Source organism: Streptomyces sp. NPDC033131 (assembly GCF_055578365.1).
The window spans coordinates 100973-116774 of the sequence record NZ_JBVIPA010000029.1; the positions used below are offsets into that span (position 1 = coordinate 100973).

Annotated in this window: 15 protein-coding genes; 9 read left to right on the forward strand and 6 right to left on the reverse strand. The window is 71.6% G+C overall.

The window, feature by feature from the left end; translation table 11 throughout:
* Positions 1 to 21 precede the first annotated feature (21 nt).
* From ACZ5XS_RS31010 to mscL, 6 genes are all read left to right on the forward strand, one after another.
* Positions 22 to 1587: a potassium/proton antiporter gene (locus ACZ5XS_RS31010; RefSeq protein ID WP_468656911.1), complete on the forward strand. Its 1566-nt coding sequence runs from the start codon at positions 22 to 24 to the stop codon at positions 1585 to 1587.
* 277 nt (positions 1588 to 1864) lie between these two features.
* Entirely contained in the window at positions 1865 to 3127 is a 1263-nt protein-coding gene (locus ACZ5XS_RS31015; protein ID WP_468656868.1) for an MFS transporter, read from the forward strand.
* A gap of 67 nt (positions 3128 to 3194) precedes the next feature.
* The gene (locus tag ACZ5XS_RS31020) at positions 3195 to 3545 is read left to right on the forward strand and encodes an FmdB family zinc ribbon protein (RefSeq protein WP_468656869.1); all 351 of its coding nucleotides are present in this window, start codon (positions 3195 to 3197) and stop codon (positions 3543 to 3545) included.
* Between the two features lie 206 nt (positions 3546 to 3751).
* On the forward strand, positions 3752 to 4585 hold the full coding sequence (locus ACZ5XS_RS31025) for an S-methyl-5'-thioadenosine phosphorylase (RefSeq protein WP_468656871.1): 834 nt from the start codon (positions 3752 to 3754) through the stop codon (positions 4583 to 4585).
* A 165-nt stretch (positions 4586 to 4750) separates the two neighbouring features.
* Complete coding sequence (locus ACZ5XS_RS31030; RefSeq protein ID WP_468656873.1) at positions 4751 to 5317, forward strand: hypothetical protein; 567 nt, start codon at positions 4751 to 4753, stop codon at positions 5315 to 5317.
* A 138-nt stretch (positions 5318 to 5455) separates the two neighbouring features.
* Positions 5456 to 5920, forward strand: a complete 465-nt coding sequence (mscL, locus tag ACZ5XS_RS31035) for a large conductance mechanosensitive channel protein MscL (RefSeq protein WP_217243267.1) — start codon at positions 5456 to 5458, stop codon at positions 5918 to 5920.
* 26 nt (positions 5921 to 5946) lie between these two features.
* Here mscL and ACZ5XS_RS31040 read toward each other — a convergent pair whose 3' ends face one another.
* Positions 5947 to 6123 carry a hypothetical protein gene (locus ACZ5XS_RS31040; protein WP_217243266.1) on the reverse strand — a complete coding sequence of 59 codons (177 nt, stop codon included), beginning with the start codon at positions 6121 to 6123 and terminating at the stop codon, positions 5947 to 5949.
* 157 nt (positions 6124 to 6280) lie between these two features.
* Here ACZ5XS_RS31040 and ACZ5XS_RS31045 point away from each other — a divergent pair, with 157 nt between their 5' ends.
* The 3 genes from ACZ5XS_RS31045 to ACZ5XS_RS31055 all read left to right on the forward strand — a co-directional run bounded on the left by ACZ5XS_RS31045 (position 6281) and on the right by ACZ5XS_RS31055 (position 9592).
* Complete coding sequence (locus ACZ5XS_RS31045) at positions 6281 to 7309, forward strand: P1 family peptidase (RefSeq protein WP_468656876.1); 1029 nt, start codon at positions 6281 to 6283, stop codon at positions 7307 to 7309.
* Between the two features lie 129 nt (positions 7310 to 7438).
* On the forward strand, positions 7439 to 8659 hold the full coding sequence (locus ACZ5XS_RS31050) for a L,D-transpeptidase (RefSeq protein ID WP_468656878.1): 1221 nt from the start codon (positions 7439 to 7441) through the stop codon (positions 8657 to 8659).
* A 186-nt stretch (positions 8660 to 8845) separates the two neighbouring features.
* Positions 8846 to 9592 (forward strand): DUF6227 family protein, encoded by a 747-nt coding sequence (locus ACZ5XS_RS31055; protein ID WP_468656880.1) that lies wholly within the window; start codon positions 8846 to 8848, stop codon positions 9590 to 9592.
* A 28-nt stretch (positions 9593 to 9620) separates the two neighbouring features.
* On the opposite strand, the gene ACZ5XS_RS31060 is transcribed toward ACZ5XS_RS31055, so the two are convergent.
* From ACZ5XS_RS31060 to ACZ5XS_RS31080, 5 genes are all read right to left on the reverse strand, one after another.
* Entirely contained in the window at positions 9621 to 9872 is a 252-nt protein-coding gene (locus ACZ5XS_RS31060) for a hypothetical protein (RefSeq protein ID WP_468656881.1), read from the reverse strand.
* 91 nt (positions 9873 to 9963) lie between these two features.
* Positions 9964 to 12060 (reverse strand): PTS fructose transporter subunit IIABC, encoded by a 2097-nt coding sequence (locus ACZ5XS_RS31065; protein ID WP_468656883.1) that lies wholly within the window; start codon positions 12058 to 12060, stop codon positions 9964 to 9966.
* Between the two features lie 232 nt (positions 12061 to 12292).
* On the reverse strand, positions 12293 to 13240 hold the full coding sequence (gene pfkB, locus ACZ5XS_RS31070) for a 1-phosphofructokinase (protein WP_468656885.1): 948 nt from the start codon (positions 13238 to 13240) through the stop codon (positions 12293 to 12295).
* Positions 13237 to 13998: a DeoR/GlpR family DNA-binding transcription regulator gene (locus ACZ5XS_RS31075; protein WP_468656887.1), complete on the reverse strand. Its 762-nt coding sequence runs from the start codon at positions 13996 to 13998 to the stop codon at positions 13237 to 13239. Before ACZ5XS_RS31075 ends, pfkB begins: the two co-directional genes overlap by 4 nt.
* Before the next feature lie 248 nt (positions 13999 to 14246).
* Entirely contained in the window at positions 14247 to 15761 is a 1515-nt protein-coding gene (locus ACZ5XS_RS31080; protein WP_468656889.1) for an MFS transporter, read from the reverse strand.
* Positions 15762 to 15802: the final 41 nt, after the last annotated feature.

The window sequence follows — 15802 nt, forward strand, 5'->3', positions numbered from 1 at the left end:
GGTGCGAAGCGTCACCACTTCGTGTCCTATGTACGTGAGCCCGCGCGCGTGCAGCGTGCGAGCCAGGGAAGGGAACGGCCGCTGACTGTCCACCATCTCAACCAACTCCTGCTCGTCTGCTCGCTCGTCCTGCTCGTCGCCGTGGCAGCGGTCCGGATCTCCTCGCGCAGCGGGCTCCCCAGCCTGCTCGTGTACCTGGGGATCGGCATCGCCATGGGCCAGGACGGCATCGGCGACATCCACTTCGACAACGCCGAACTCACCCAGGTCATCGGATACGCGGCCCTCGTCGTGATCCTGGCCGAAGGTGGCCTCGGCACGAAGTGGAAGGAGATCAGGCCGGCCCTGCCGGCCGCCTCCGCGCTGGCGCTGGTGGGAGTCGCGGTGAGTGTGGGGGTCACGGCGACGGCCGCGCACTATCTGATCAACCTGGAGTGGCGCCAGGCACTCATCATCGGCGCGGTGGTGTCCTCGACGGACGCCGCGGCGGTCTTCTCCGTGCTGCGGAAGATCCCCCTGCCCGCGCGCGTGACGGGCACGCTGGAGGCCGAGTCCGGCTTCAACGACGCTCCCGTCGTGATCCTGGTGGTCTCCTTCTCCACCGCGGGCCCCGTCGAGCACTGGTACGTGCTGATCGGCGAAATAGCCCTTGAACTGGCCATCGGCGCCGCCATCGGCATCGCGGTGGGCTGGCTGGGCTCCTGGGGCCTGCGGCACGTGGCGCTGCCCGCCTCCGGCCTGTACCCGATCGCCGTCATGGCCATCGCCGTCACCGCGTACGCGGCGGGCGCGCTGGCGCACGGCAGCGGCTTCCTCGCCGTCTACCTCGCCGCGATGGCGATGGGCAACGCCAAGCTGCCGCACTGGCCCGCCACCCGCGGATTCGCCGACGGACTCGGCTGGCTCGCCCAGATCGGCATGTTCGTCCTGCTCGGTCTGCTGGTCACCCCGCACGAGCTGGGCGACGACATCCTGCCCGCGCTCGTCATCGGGCTGGTCCTGACGATGGTGGCCCGCCCGCTGAGCGTGGTGCTCTGCCTGACCCCGTTCCGGGTGCCGTGGCAGGAGCAGACACTCATGTCCTGGGCCGGGCTGCGCGGCGCCGTGCCCATCATCCTCGCGACGATCCCCATGGTGGAGGGTGTCGAGGCCAGCCGCCGGATCTTCAACATCGTCTTCGTCCTGGTCGTCGTCTACACCCTCGTCCAGGGGCCGACCCTGCCGTGGCTCGCCCGCAAGCTGAGGCTGGGGGGAGACGCCGAGGCCGCCGACCTAGGGATCGAGTCGGCACCCCTGGAGCGGCTGCGCGGCCACCTGCTGTCGGTCGCGATCCCGGACGGGTCGAGGATGCACGGCGTCGAGGTGGGCGAACTGCGCCTGCCGGCGGGGGCCGGGGTCACCCTCGTCGTCCGCGAGGGAACGTCGTTCGTTCCGCTGCCGACGACGGTGCTGCGACGGGGCGACGAGCTCCTCGTGGTCGCCACGGATCCCGTCCGGGACGCGGCCGAGCGGCGGCTGCGCGCGGTGGGACGCGGCGGCAAGCTGGCCGGGTGGCTGGGCACGAACGGCGCCGGCACGGGTCATTAAGGGCACGTTTCGTACCCTTCACACCCCTCACCATCGCAGGTGGTCACGCCCATGGTGCTCGTTTTCACAGGCTCACCGGGCTTTGATCCCTGTACGATGAAGGCGCATTCCGATCGAACCAACTCTGCCTGACGCAGTGCTGGCGCGACCGTATGGCGGCCGGGACGCCCCCCTCAGTGGGCGCCGGTATCCACCGCAGTCCGCGCAAGAGGACAGCTCTCGGCGCCGTCGCCCCGGACCAGGGGCCGCGCTACCAGGCGGCAGAAAGGCACGGGCCGTGGCATCCACGGTCACCCCCCGTCCCGGCTACGGGCAACTGCTGCGCACGCGCGGCGCCTGGACGTTCCTGCTCCCCGGCTTCGCGGCACGCCAGCCGTTCGGGATGCTCACCGTCTCCATCGTGCTGCTCGTGCAGCACACCACCGGCTCCTACGGCGCGGCCGGCGCCGCCGCGGCCGTCACCGGCGTCTCCATGGCGCTGTTCGCTCCCTACACCGGCCGCCTCGCCGACCGCTACGGGCAGCGCGCCGTACTGATCCCGGGCGTGCTCGTGCACGCGCTGTCCGGCCTGGCCCTGACCGTCCTCGCGCTGGCCCACGCTCCCCTGTGGGCACTGCTCGTCGCCGCCGTGCCCACGGGCGCCTCACAGCCCCAGATCGGCCCCATGGTGCGCGCCCGCTGGGGCGTGAAGCTCAAGGGCTCGCCCCTGATGTCCACGGCGGCCGCGTTCGAGTCCGTCACCGACGAACTGACCTTCGTCGTCGGCCCGCTGCTGGCCACCGCCCTGTGCACGGCCGTCGACCCCGCCGCGGGTCTGGTGACGGAGGCGTCGCTGACGCTGATCGGCGGCCTGCTGTTCGCCGCGCAGAAGAGCACACAGCCGACGGTCGCCGCACGCGGACACGCGCGCGTGGAGCACGGTTCCGCCCTTCGCGTCCCCGGGGTGCGGGTCCTGATCGTGGCCTTCCTCGGCATCGGTTCCGTCTTCGGCGGTATGCAGGTGTCGCTGGCCGCCTTCTCCGAGTCGATCGGCGAACCGGGCCTCAACGGTGTCCTCTACGGCACCTTCGCCGCGGGCAACATGCTCTCCGGCCTCGTCTGCGGCGCCATCGCGTGGAAGGTCGCCCCGCAGCGGCGCCTGGTCGTCGGATACGTCGCCCTCGCACTGACCGCGTCCGGCCTGTGGGCGGCCCACTCGGTGCTCGTCCTGGCCGGACTCGGCCTGCTCGTCGGGATGTGCATCGCGCCCGCCCTGATCACCGGCTACACCCTGGTCGAGAACCTGGTTCCGGCCGGCGCCCGCACCGAGGCCTTCACCTGGCTGACCGGCGCGGTCGCCCTCGGACAGGCGGCGGCCGTCACGGTCGCCGGGCAACTGGAGGACGGCTTCCGGGAGGGCGCCGGGTTCCTGGTGCCGATGGGCGGCACCCTGCTCGCCCTGACGACCCTGCTGGCACTGCGCTCACGCCTTTCGGTACGGCCGCACAGCCGCACCGTGGCACGTGGCGTCGGTCACCGAGTGCCGGTGGCAGTGGACTGATCCCCGGGAATGCGTCACTATGGACCATCGTTAGCACTCATTGAGTGAGAGTGCCAGGAGGAAGACAGTGCCCACCTATCAGTACCAGTGCACCGAGTGCGGCGAGGGCCTCGAGGCGGTGCAGAAGTTCACCGACGACGCCCTTACCGAGTGCCCCAACTGCAGTGGACGCCTGAAGAAGGTGTTCTCCGCGGTCGGCATTGTCTTCAAGGGCTCCGGCTTCTACCGCAATGACAGCCGCGGCTCCTCGTCGAGCACGTCGCCGGCGTCCGCGAAGTCGTCGACGTCCTCGGACACGAAGTCCGACTCGTCGTCCGCCTCGTCCTCTTCTTCTTCGTCGTCCTCGGACTCGAAGTCGAAGTCGAAGTCGAAGTCGTCGAGCACGGGCACCTCGTCCAGCAGCAGCTCGGCCGCATAAGGCCGCACACGCTCACGGAACCCTGCCGTCGTACGACGGCGGGGTTCTCGCTGTGTCCATGACCCGGCCGCGGGACGCCGGCTCCGGGCCGGGCTCCGCGCGCTGCGGCCGGATCTCGGCTCCGGACGCCGTTTCCGGGCCGCGCCCCGGACGCCGTTTCCGGACCCGGGATCCGGTTTCGGACGGCGCCGGTTACTGTGCTGGTCATGGCGAACGCAGAGATCGGCGTAATCGGGGGCTCCGGCTTCTACTCGTTCCTCGACGACGTGACCGAGATCCAGGTGGACACCCCCTACGGGTCGCCCAGCGACTCCCTCTTCCTCGGCGAGGTCGCCGGCCGGCGGGTCGCGTTCCTGCCCCGGCACGGCCGCGGCCACCATCTGCCCCCGCACCGGATCAACTACCGCGCCAACCTGTGGGCGCTCAGGTCGGTCGGTGTGCGCCAGGTCCTCGGCCCGTGTGCGGTGGGCGGGCTGCGCCGCGAGTACGGGCCGGGCACGCTGCTGGTGCCGGACCAACTGGTCGACCGTACGAAGTCGCGGGCAGGCACCTACTTCGACGGGCTGCCGCTGCCGGACGGCTCGATGCCGAACGTGGTGCACGTGTCCCTGGCCGACCCCTACTGCCCGGCCGGGCGGACGGCCGCGCTGAAGGCGGCTCGCGGGCAGGACTGGGAGCCGGTGGACGGCGGCACGCTGGTGGTGATCGAGGGGCCGCGCTTCTCGACCCGTGCCGAATCGTTGTGGCACCAGGCCCAGGGCTGGTCGGTGGTCGGCATGACCGGTCACCCGGAAGCCTCGCTCGCCCGTGAACTCGAGCTCTGCTACACGTCGTTGACCCTGGTCACGGATCTCGACGCCGGCGCCGAGACCGGTGAGGGCGTCTCCCACGACGAGGTGCTGCGGGTGTTCGCGGCGAACGTGGACCGCCTGCGGGGCGTGCTGTTCGACGCGGTGGCCGCGCTGCCCTCGGCCGAGGAGCGGGACTGCCTGTGCACGAACGCGCTGGGCGGGATGGATCCGGGGTTCGCACTGCCGTAGCCGCCGGACGGGGGTGGGCGGCGAGGGCTCCACGGCTGCGGAACTTCCCGTTCGGGTGAGGGAGTTGTCCACAACCCGCCAGTAGCCCACGGGCCTCGGCGGGAATCGGCGCGAAGCCTCATCGTGGCATCGCAGGCCGATTCCTCGTCGCAGGTGGTGGTTCCCATGTCCTTCGCTCCTTCTCCCCCGTCCTCCCCTCGTCCCTCTTCCTCCCTTTCTCCCCTCCCTCCGCGCCCGCTCGGCACGGACGCACCTCCCACGTGCGAGGTGCCGCACTTCGCCCCGGTGCGGGTGCGCGGCGGGTGGTATCAGGCACAACGGCTCCTGCGGCACCGCAGGCGGGCCGTGGCGGTCGGCCTCGCCGTCACCGCGGCGGCGCTCGTGGCGGCGGGACCGCGCGACACGGAGCGGACCGGCGGGCATCCGGAGACGGAGCCCCTACGGGAGCGCCGTGCCGTGCGGACCGTGACGGCGCCGGTGCGGATCGCCGACGGTGCCACGGTCCGGTTGCTGCGGCCCGGCGACCGGGTGGACGTCATCGCCGCCGAGGAGACGGCGACCGGTGGCGAGGCGCGTGTGGTCGCCCGCGGGGCACGGGTCACGAAGGTGCCGCAGCCGCTGGACGGCGCGACCGAGGCCGGGGCGCTGGTGGTCCTCTCGGTGCCGCGCGCCACCGCGGCGAACCTCGCCGGGGCGAGCGCGACGGCCCGGCTGGCGGTGACGCTGTGCTGAGCCGCGTGATTCCCGGACCTCGCACGTTCCCGTCAGGTCCCTCGTTGGTGCCACCCGGTTGGACACGGTCGCCTCGCCCTGCCGTAGGTTGCGGAGCTGTTTGTTCCACACCCTGTGCATGCGAGGAGAGTCCCCTACGTGAGCGAGAAGAAGCCGAGCGTCTGGGAGGGCTTCAAGGCCTTCCTGATGCGCGGGAACGTTGTCGATCTGGCGGTGGCGGTGGTCATCGGTGCCGCCTTCACCAACATCGTCAACTCGGTGGTGAAGGGGCTCATCAACCCGCTGGTCGGAGCGATCGGCACCAAGAACCTCGACAGTTACAGCTCCTGTCTGAGCGACAACTGCACGGGCGACGAGGGGATCCGGCTCCTGTGGGGCTCGGTCCTCGGCGCCACGCTCAGTTTCGTGATCACCGCGGCCGTCGTCTACTTCATGATGGTCCTGCCCATGGCGAAGTATCTCGCCCTGCAGGAGGCCCGCAGGAAGGCGAAGGAGGGCACCCAGGAGGTCATGGAGGTGTCCGAGCTGGAGGTGCTCAAGGAGATCCGCGACGCGCTGGTCGCGCAGCAGCGGCAGCGCGGCTCGGGCCACGACGAGCCGTAGCGACGGCGGGCGGCGGCCCGCCCGGCTCACAGGTGGTGGGGCGGCTTCTCGTCGAGGAAGCGCTTCAGGTCGGCCGCGCTGTCGCCGCCCGGCCGCTCGCCCCACCCGCGGTCCGTGTCGTCCGAGGACTGCTGGTCCAGCGGGTCGTCGAAGATCAGCGCGGGCTTCGGCTCGCGCGGCTCGGGCTCGGGGGCGGTGGTCATGCGTCCAGGGTACGGCCCGGGGTGTCGGGCCTTCTCCGGGTCGCGAACGCGTTCACGAGACGGACGGCTCACTCCGTCCGCCGCGGGGAGAACAGACCGGCGGCCCCGGCGGCGGGACCATTCCTGGCAGGGGCGGCGGCTGGACGAGACTGGCCCCATGACAGTCGACGCTTTGACGGACGTGGCCGGAGTGCGCGTGGGGCATGCCACGCGCACCGGTGACGGTTGGCTCACCGGCACCACGGTCGTGCTCGCCCCGGAGGGCGGCGCCGTGGCCGCCGTGGACGTGCGGGGCGGCGGACCCGGCACCAAGGAGACCGACGCCCTCGACCCGCGCAACGTGGTGCAGAAGGTCGACGCGATCGTGCTGACCGGCGGCAGTGCGTACGGACTCGACGCGGCGTCCGGGGTGATGGCCTGGCTGGAGGAGCAGGGGCGCGGCGTGCGGGTGGGGGCGGACCCGGCGCATGTCGTGCCGGTGGTGCCCGCCGCCTGCGTCTTCGACCTGGGGCGGGGCGGCGACTTCCGGGCCAGGCCGGACGCGGCCACCGGACGGGCTGCCGTCGAGGCGGCCGCGGCGAGCGAGCCCGGCGCACGGGTGCGGGAGGGCTGCGTGGGCGCGGGTACGGGCGCCGCGGCCGGGCTGATGAAGGGCGGCGTGGGCACCGCGAGCATCGTCCTCGACTCGGGGATCACGGTGGCCGCGCTGGTGGTGGCGAACGCGGCGGGGTCGGTGGAGGATCCGGAAACGGGGGTGCTGTACGGGGAGTTGTTCCAGGGGCGTGTGGAGTATCCGGACGCGCGCGTTCACGAGGCCGCGCGTCGGCGGCTCGCCGAGATCGCGGCGCAGAGCGCGCCTCCCCCGCTCAACACCACGCTCGCGGTGGTCGCCACCGACGCGGACCTGTCGAAGTCGCAGGCGCAGAAGGTGGCCGGCACGGCCCACGACGGCATCGCGCGGGCGGTACGGCCGGTGCACCTGCTGCACGACGGCGACACGGTGTTCGCGCTGGCGACCGGCGCCCGCCCGCTGGACACCGAGCGGCCGCTGGCGCTGAACGAGATCCTCGCGGCGGGCGCCGATGTCGTGACCCGGGCGATCGTGCGCGCCGTACGCGCCGCCGAGTCGGTGGACGGGCCGGGCGGGGCATGGCCGTCGTACGAGGAGTTGTACGCGGGCCGCTGACGCGAATGTGTCCCGGTTCTGTCACGTGATGGCGTTCACGGCGGTCGTTGGGAACCCGACCGTCGACCGGTCCCCTCTTTCTCCACGCACTGGAGCGGATCGCACACACCACCAGAACTGGAGCAACTAGTGACAACGCCGGACAAAGCAGCGCGGCGCGTAGTCGGGGCCTGTGCCGCCCTGATGGTCGGCGCCCTCACCCTCACCGCGTGTGGTGCAAGCGCCAATGCCAAGAACGACGACGACAAGAACGGCCAGGGCTCCGCGAAGACGTCGGCGGCGAAGATCGCCATCTCGGCCGAGGACGGCTCGAACGGTGCGTCGATCAACACGACCGGCGTCAAGGTCAGCGACGGGAAGCTGACGGACGTGAAGATGACGGCGGCCGACGCGGGGACGGCCGTACCGGGGGTGATATCCGCCGACGGCGGCAGCTGGAAGCCGAAGGAGCAGTTGGAGCGCGGGACGAAGTACGAGATAACGGCGAGGGCGAAGGACGCGAACGGGCGGGCCGCGGCCGCCGACTCGACGTTCACCACCATCAGTTCGGCGAACAGCTTCATCGGGACGTACACGCCCGACGACGGGACGACGGTGGGCGTCGGGATGCCGGTGTCGTTCAGGTTCGACAAGGCGATCAGCGACAAGAAGGCCGTGCAGTCGCACATCACGGTGTCGTCCAGCAGCGGGCAGAAGGTGGCCGGGCACTGGTTCGGGGCGCAGCGGCTCGACTTCCGGCCCGAGGAGTACTGGAAGGCCGGCTCCAAGGTCACGATGAAGATCGACCTGGACGGGGTCGAGGGCGCGAACGGCGTCCAGGGCGTACAGAAGAAGACGGTCACCTTCACCGTCGGACGCTCGCAGGTCTCCACGGTCGACGTGAACACCCAGACCATGACGGTCGTCCGGGACGGCAGCACCCTCAGGACGGTGCCGATCTCGGCGGGCAGCGCGGAGTTCACCACGTACAACGGCCAGATGGTGATCTCCGAGAAGTTCACCAAGCTGCGCATGGACAGCAGGACCGTCGACCTCGCCAACGCCTACGACATCCCGGACGTGCCGCACGCGATGCGTCTGACCACCTCGGGGACCTTCCTCCACGGCAACTACTGGTACAACAAGGGCAACCCGCCCTTCGGCCGCGCCGGCACCAGCCACGGCTGCGTCGGGCTCCAGGACGTGCGGGGAGCGCAGGGTGACACGCCCGCCAAGTGGTTCTACGACAACTCGATCATCGGGGACGTGGTGGTCGTCAAGAACTCCCCCGACAAGACGGTGACGCCGGACAACGGGCTCAATGGCTGGAACATGCCGTGGAGCGAGTGGATCGCGGGCAGCGCGGCATGATCGCAGCTCCCTCTCCAAGTTGCCTCTGACCGGCGGTTTTTGACGGATCGACGAGCCGCGTGGGAACTTTCCCCGCGGCGCGCCCGTTTTCCGGGCGTACGTTTTCTCGGTTCCCGGACATGATGTCCGACCGAGGGGCTACGGTATGCACCCACAAGGTGACATGCAGCAACGCCGGGAGAAACCTTGAGCGTTCCGTACGAGACGGCAGCGTACGAACCACCCGAGTCGCCCGAGTCTCCGGAGGAGCATCTCGCGCGGCTCCTCGGCCGTTCCCTGAACTCCTTCGAGCTGCCCGACGAGACGATTCGGCGACTGGACTGCGCGCTGGCGCACGACAGTTCGCTGCACTCCGCGCACCACAGCGCGGGGCTGCACCGCGAGACGTACCGGCACACGTGGCTGCTGGGCGACGGCTCGGCGCTCACCCTGTGGGAGCTCGTCCACAACACCGCGCCGGGCAGTGACCCGCAGCACGAGGTGTACGTGGACGAGGAGGAGCTGCGCGCGGCCACCGCGCGGCTGCCGCTGCCCGCGGACGCCCCGGACTTCGAGCTGCCGGTGACGGTTCAGCTGTCGCCGATCCCCACGCCCCGGCACGCGTACGAGCCCGACGACTCGGCGGACCACGCCCGCCGGGTGCTGCGCCGGGCGGAGAACGCGGACCGGCCGGACGCGGAGACGGCCGCGCTGCTGGCCACGGCGTTCGCGCACCAGATCACGCAGGCCTTCGGGCGCCCCGGCCGGGCGGGCCGCGCCGGCCTGTGCTTCTCGCTCTACGAGCACGCGTTCCTGCTGCGTGACGGTGCGGAGGTCTCCCTGTGGGAGGTCGAGCACACGGCGACGCCGGACGGGCGGCACATGTGCGAGGTGTACCTGAGCGAGGACGCGGCCAGGGACGCGATGGAGCGGCGGGCGGCGCGGGTTTCCTGAGCGGGGCGGGCGGCCCGGGTGCAGCGGGTCAGCGGTCGGCGCTGAGGCGTCGTACCAGTCCCGCGAACGCGTCCTCTTCCGCCGGGGTCAGCTCGACGGACTCCCGCTGCGGGCCCACCCGCTGGTGCGGGAGGGCGGGCAGGAGGCTGGCAGAGGGCCACATGACGCCTTCGGCGCGGCCTCGGCGCAGCATGAAGACCAGACCGGCCCCCCAGGCGATGGTCACCAGGACGAGGAAGGTCATACCAAGCAGCTGGTAGACGGAGACGTGCTCAGGCATGCGCCCCAGTAGACACCACGGTCCGGGACTTTGGTCCCGGACCGTGACGTATCTCGCAGGTGCCGTGAACGACTCACAGCCGGCCAAAAGGCTATGCCGCGACCGGCTGCTTCCGCTCCGTCGCGGGAGCGGCCGAGCCGGTCTCCGCCGCCTCGGCGGTGACGGCTCCCGGGGCCGGCTTGCGCATGCTCTTCAGTACGACGACCAGCGCCGTGGTGACGCACACGCCCGCCGCGATGGCGATCAGGTAGAGGAAGGCGTGGCCGATCAGCGGGACCACGAAGATGCCGCCGTGCGGGGCGCGGAGCGTGGCGCCGAAGGCCATCGACAGGGCGCCGGTGACCGCGCCGCCCGCCATCGAGGCCGGGATGACCCGGAGCGGGTCGGCCGCGGCGAACGGGATGGCGCCCTCGGAGATGAAGGAGGCGCCCAGGACCCAGGCGGCCTTGCCGTTCTCCCGCTCGGTGGGGGTGAAGAGCTTCTTGCGGAGCGTGGTCGCGAGCGCCATGCCCAGCGGCGGGACCATGCCCGCGGCCATCACGGCGGCCATGATCTTCATCGCGGAGTCGCTGGGCGCCTGGACGGCGATACCGGCCGTGGCGAAGGCGTACGCGACCTTGTTGACCGGGCCGCCGAGGTCGAAGCACATCATCAGGCCGAGCAGCACGCCGAGCAGGATGGCGTTGGAGCCGGAGAGGCCGGAGAGCCAGTCCGTCATGCCCTTCTGGGCCTCGGCGATGGGCTTGCCGACCACGACGAACATCAGGAAGCCGACGATCAGCGAGGAGATCAGCGGGATCACCACCACCGGCATGATGCCGCGCAGCACCGGCGGGATCCTGACCCGCTGGATGGCGAGGACGACACCACCCGCGAGCAGACCGGCGACCAGGCCGCCCAGGAAGCCGGCGGCGATCTGCGAGGAGATCATCCCGCCGACGAAGCCGGGGACGAGACCGGGGCGGTCCGCCATGCCGTACGCGATGTATCCGGCGAGGACCGGGATGAGGAAGCCGAAGGCGACCCCGCCGATCTGGAACATCAGGGCGCCCCAGCTGTCGATCTCGGTCCAGGAGAAGTGCTTCATGACCGAGGGCGCGTCGGCGATCTTCCAGCCGCCGATCGCGAAGCCGAGAGCGATCAGCAGACCGCCCGCGGCGACGAAGGGCACCATGTAGCTGACGCCGGTCATCAGCCACTTGCGGAGCTTGGTGCCGTAGCTGTCGCCGACCTCGCCGGCCTGCTCGACGGGCGTACCGCCCCTGGCGCCCGCGGTGACCTCGCCGCGCTCGGCCCTGCCGCGCACGTCGGCGATGAGTTCGGCGGGCTTGTTGATGCCGGCCTTCACGCCGACGTCGACGGTCGGCTTGCCGGCGAAGCGGTCGCGGTCGCGTACGGGCACGTCGTGGGCGAAGATCACGCCGTCCGCCGCCGCGATCATCGCCGGGTCGAGCCGGGTGAAACCGGCCGAGCCCTGTGTCTCGACGACGAGTTCGACGCCCGCCTCGCGGCCGGCCTTCTCCAGGGACTCGGCCGCCATGTAGGTGTGGGCGATGCCGGTGGGGCAGGAGGTGACGGCGACGATGCGGAACGGCCGCTCGTCGGAGCGGGAGCCGCCGTCGGGGTCGTCGGCGGAGTCATCGGCGGAGTCACTGTCGGGGCCCGTGGCGGCTTCGGCGGAGGCCGCCGCCGAAGCCGCCACGGAGTTTTCGGAGGCACCGGAGTCTTCGGAGGTACCGGAGGCCTCTTCGTCGCCGCGGATCAGTGCCGCCGCGGCGGCCGTGTCGCCCGCCGCGCGCAGCGCGTCGGTGAACTCGGTGTTCATCAGCTGCCGGGCGAGCGAGGACAGGATCGTCAGGTGGGCGTCGTCGGCGCCCGCGGGGGCGGCGATCAGGAAGATCAGGTCGGCGGGGCCGTCCGGCGCGCCGAAGTCGATGCCGGTGGCGCTGCGCCCGAAGGCGAGCGTCGGCTCGGTGACGTGCTCGCTGCGGCAGTGCGGGATGCCGATGCCGCCGTCGAGGCCGGTCGGCATCTGTGCCTCGCGGGCGGCCACGTCGGCGAGGAAGCCCTCCAGGTCGGTCACCCGGCCCTGGGCGACCATGCGCTCGGCGAGGGCACGCGCCGCCGCTTCCTTGGTATCGGCGGACAGGTCGAGGTCGACCAGGTCCGCGGTGATCATCTCGCTCATCGCGGGCTCCTTCGCACGCGTATCGCCCGGGGGATGTGGTGGGCGGGGGCGGGGACGGGGGTGCAGTGGGGGGAGGTGGGGGCGGTGGAGGAGGCGGGACCGGGGAAGCCCCGCCCCCTCCGGGCGGCGGGCCGGCTCAGGTGGCCCTGCCTCCCGTCGACCGCGGCGGGTAAGGGGGAGTCTCGCCGCTCCACGGCCGGTCCGGTGAGGACGCCGGAGAACACGAAGCAGCTCATGACACCGGCTCCTTCAGTACGCGGTCCACCGGCACCTCGGCGGTGACCGTCACCGCCGCCGGATCCAGGTCGGCCGGCGCCGGCATCACACTGCCGGGCAGCTGGACGGCCGCCGCGCCGTGCGCGACCGCCGAGGCGAGCGCCGTGGGCCCGCTGCCGCCGGCGATCAGGAAGCCGGCGAGGGAGGAGTCGCCGGCGCCCACGTTGCTGCGGACGACGTCGACCCGCGCGCCGGCGAACCAGGCGCCCGCGTCGTCGACGAGCAGCTGCCCGTCGGCGCCCAGGCTCGCGAGCACGGCGCGTGCGCCCATCGCTCGCAGTTCCTCGGCGGCCTTCATCGCGTCGCCCACCGTGGCCAGGGGGCGCCCGACGGCCTCCGCGAGCTCCTCGGCGTTCGGCTTCACCACGTCGGGCCGCTCGCGCAGCGCCGCGAGGAGCGCGGGTCCGGAGGTGTCCAGCGCGATGCGCTTGCCCGCGGCGTGCGCCCGGGCGACGAGCGCCGCGTACCAGGACGGCCCGAGCCCTCGCGGCAGGCTTCCGCAGCAGGCGATCCAGTCCGCGTCGCGGGACTGCGCGCGGACGGTCTCCAGCAGCAGTTCCTGTTCCTGCGCCGACAGTTCGGGACCCGGCGCGTTGATCTTCGTGAGGACGCCGTCCGACTCCGCGAGGGCGATGTTCGAGCGGGTGGCTCCGGCGACCGGCACCGGTGCGACCTCGATGCCCTGGGCGTCGAGCAGGGCGGCGACGAGCGCGCCGGGCGCACCGCCCAGGGGCAGCACCGCGACCGTGCGCTGTCCGGCGGCCGAGACGGCACGCGAGACGTTCACGCCCTTGCCGCCCGGGTCCATGCGCTCGCCGGTGGCGCGGATGACCTCGCCGCGGTCGAGCGCGGGGATCTCGTAGGTGCGGTCCAGGGACGGGTTCGGGGTGACGGTGAGGATCATGCGCGCACTACTTCCGTGCCGCCGCGCTCGATCGCGGCGGCGTCGTCGGGGCTCAGCCCGCTGTCGGTGATCAGCAGGTCCACGTCGCTCAGGTCGCCGAAGCGGGCGAAGTGCTCCTGGCCGTGCTTGGAGGAGTCGGCGAGCAGCACCACGCGGCGGGCCGCGGCGATCGCCGCGCGCTTGACGGCGGCCTCGGCGAGGTCGGGGGTGGTCAGGCCGTGCTCGGCGGAGAAGCCGTTGGCCGCCACGAAGAGGACGTCGGCCCGGATCTCGCCGTAGGCCCGCAGCGCCCAGGCGTCGACGGCGGCGCGCGTACGGTGCCGTACGCGTCCCCCGACGAGGTGGAGCTGGATGCCGGGGTGGTCGGCGAGGCGGGCGGCGATCGGCAGGGAGTGCGTGACGACGGTGAGCGCCGTCTCCAGGGGGATCGCGCCGGCCAGCCGCGCCACCGTCGTACCGGCGTCGAGGACCATGGTGCCCTCGGTCGGCAGTTCGGCGACGGCCGCCTTGGCGATGTGGTCCTTCTCGTCGGCCGCCGTCGTCTCGCGTTCGGCGAGGTCCGGCTCGAAGTCGAGGCGCCCGGCCGGGATGGCCCCGCCGTGCACCCGGCGCAGCAGGCCGGCGCGGTCGAGGGCCTTCAGGTCGCGGCGGATCGTCTCCGCCGTGACCTGGAACTCCTCGGCCAGCGACAGCACGTCCACGCGGCCGCCGTCACGGGCCAGCCGGAGGATCTCCTGCTGCCGCTCCGGTGCGTACATGCCCGTTCGCCTCCGCCCATGCCCGAACTTGTGGTTTCGCAGGGAGGCTACGCCCGGATTACCAGAAAGTAAACAGGTTCGGACCCGATTCGGGCATGAACGGACTTCCGGTCATGTCCGAGTACGGCATCCGGTCCGCCCGGATGCGACAGCGAGTGCGACAGCGAGTGCGACAGCAGACCCCGTCCGGGCACACGACAGAAGGGCCCGGCACCTCAGCAGGTGCAGGGCCCTTCACCGCCCGTGGTTCACGCCACGAACTCGGGCTCCTTCGCCTCCGCCTGAACCTCCGGCTCGGTTTCGGCCGCCCCTTCCACGTGCTGCGCCGGCCGCTTCGGGAGCGCGAACATCAGCAGGAAGATCACTGTCATGACGCCCGCGACCCAGCCCAGCGCGTGCTGGAAGGCGTCCACGAAGGCCGGTCCCAGCTGGGCGGGCAGCAGGTCGTCGCCGAGCTCGCCGAAGAAGACCACCGACACCAGGCCGAGCCCCAGCGCGTATCCCATCTGCTGCACGGTGTTGATGAGCCCCGACGCCGAACCCGAGTGCTCACGCGGCACCTCCGACAGGATCGCGTCCGTCAGCGGGGCGACGATCAAACCCATGCCGACGCCCATCACGACCAGCGGCAGCGCCATCTGCCAGGAGGTGATGCCGAGGCCGTAGCGCTCGGACTCCCACAGGTAGAGCAGGACGCCCGCCGCCATCGCCAACGCGCCCGTCTGGAGGACCTTGCGGCCGAAGCGCGGAACCAGCTTCTGCACGGACAGGCCGGCCGCCATCGAGACGGCGATCGAGAACGGGACGCCGGTCAGGCCGGCCCGCAGCGGGCTCCAGCCCAGCCCGGTCTGCAGGTACAGCATCCACACCAGGAAGAAGATGCCGAGCGCGATCCCGAAGACGGTCTGCACCGCGATGCCGGCCGCGAAGCTCTTCACCCTGAACAGGGACAGTTCGATCAGCGGGGAGCCGTCGAGCGCGGTCTTGCGCCGCTCGTACGCCACCAGCGCGGCGAACACGGCGAGCGCGCCGGCCATCGAGAGGTACCCCCACAGCGGCCAGCCCAGCTCGTGGCCGCGGGTGAGCGGGTAGACCAGCATCAGCATGCCGAGGGTGACGAGGGCGACTCCGACGAGGTCCAGCTTCAGCGCCTTCGGCGCCTTCGACTCGGTGATGAAACGGTGGCCGAGGATCAGGCCCGCGATGCCGACCGGCAGGTTGATGAGGAAGATCGGGCGCCATTCGAGTCCGAAGAGGTTCCACTCGGTCAGCAGGGCGCCGAGCAGCGGGCCGGAGACCGCGCCCAGGCCGACGATCGCGCCGAACAGACCGAAGACCTTGCCGCGCTCGTGCGCCGGGAAGGTGGCGTGCACGATCGACAGGACCTGCGGCACCATCAGCGCCGCCATGGCGCCCTGCAGGATCCGGGAGGCGACCAGCATCTCCGGGTTCGCGGCGAAACCGCACAGCGCGGAGGCGAGGGTGAACCCGCCGATGCCGATCAGGAACACCCGCTTGCGGCCGTGGATGTCGCCGAGACGTCCGCCGGTGATGAGGCCGGCGGCGAAAGCGAGCGCGTATCCGGCCGTGATCCACTGGATCTGGCTCACGGAGGCGCCGGCGTCCTGCTGGATCGACGGGATGGCGATGTTGACGATCGTGACGTCGACGAGGTCCATGAAGGCCGCGGTCATCACGATGGCGAGGGCGAACCAGCGACGCCGGTCGCCCGCCGCACTGAGGGTGGGCTCGGTGGAGGTCATGTCCCACAAGCTATGAGCGCACTAGGACAGTTCACGTCCTA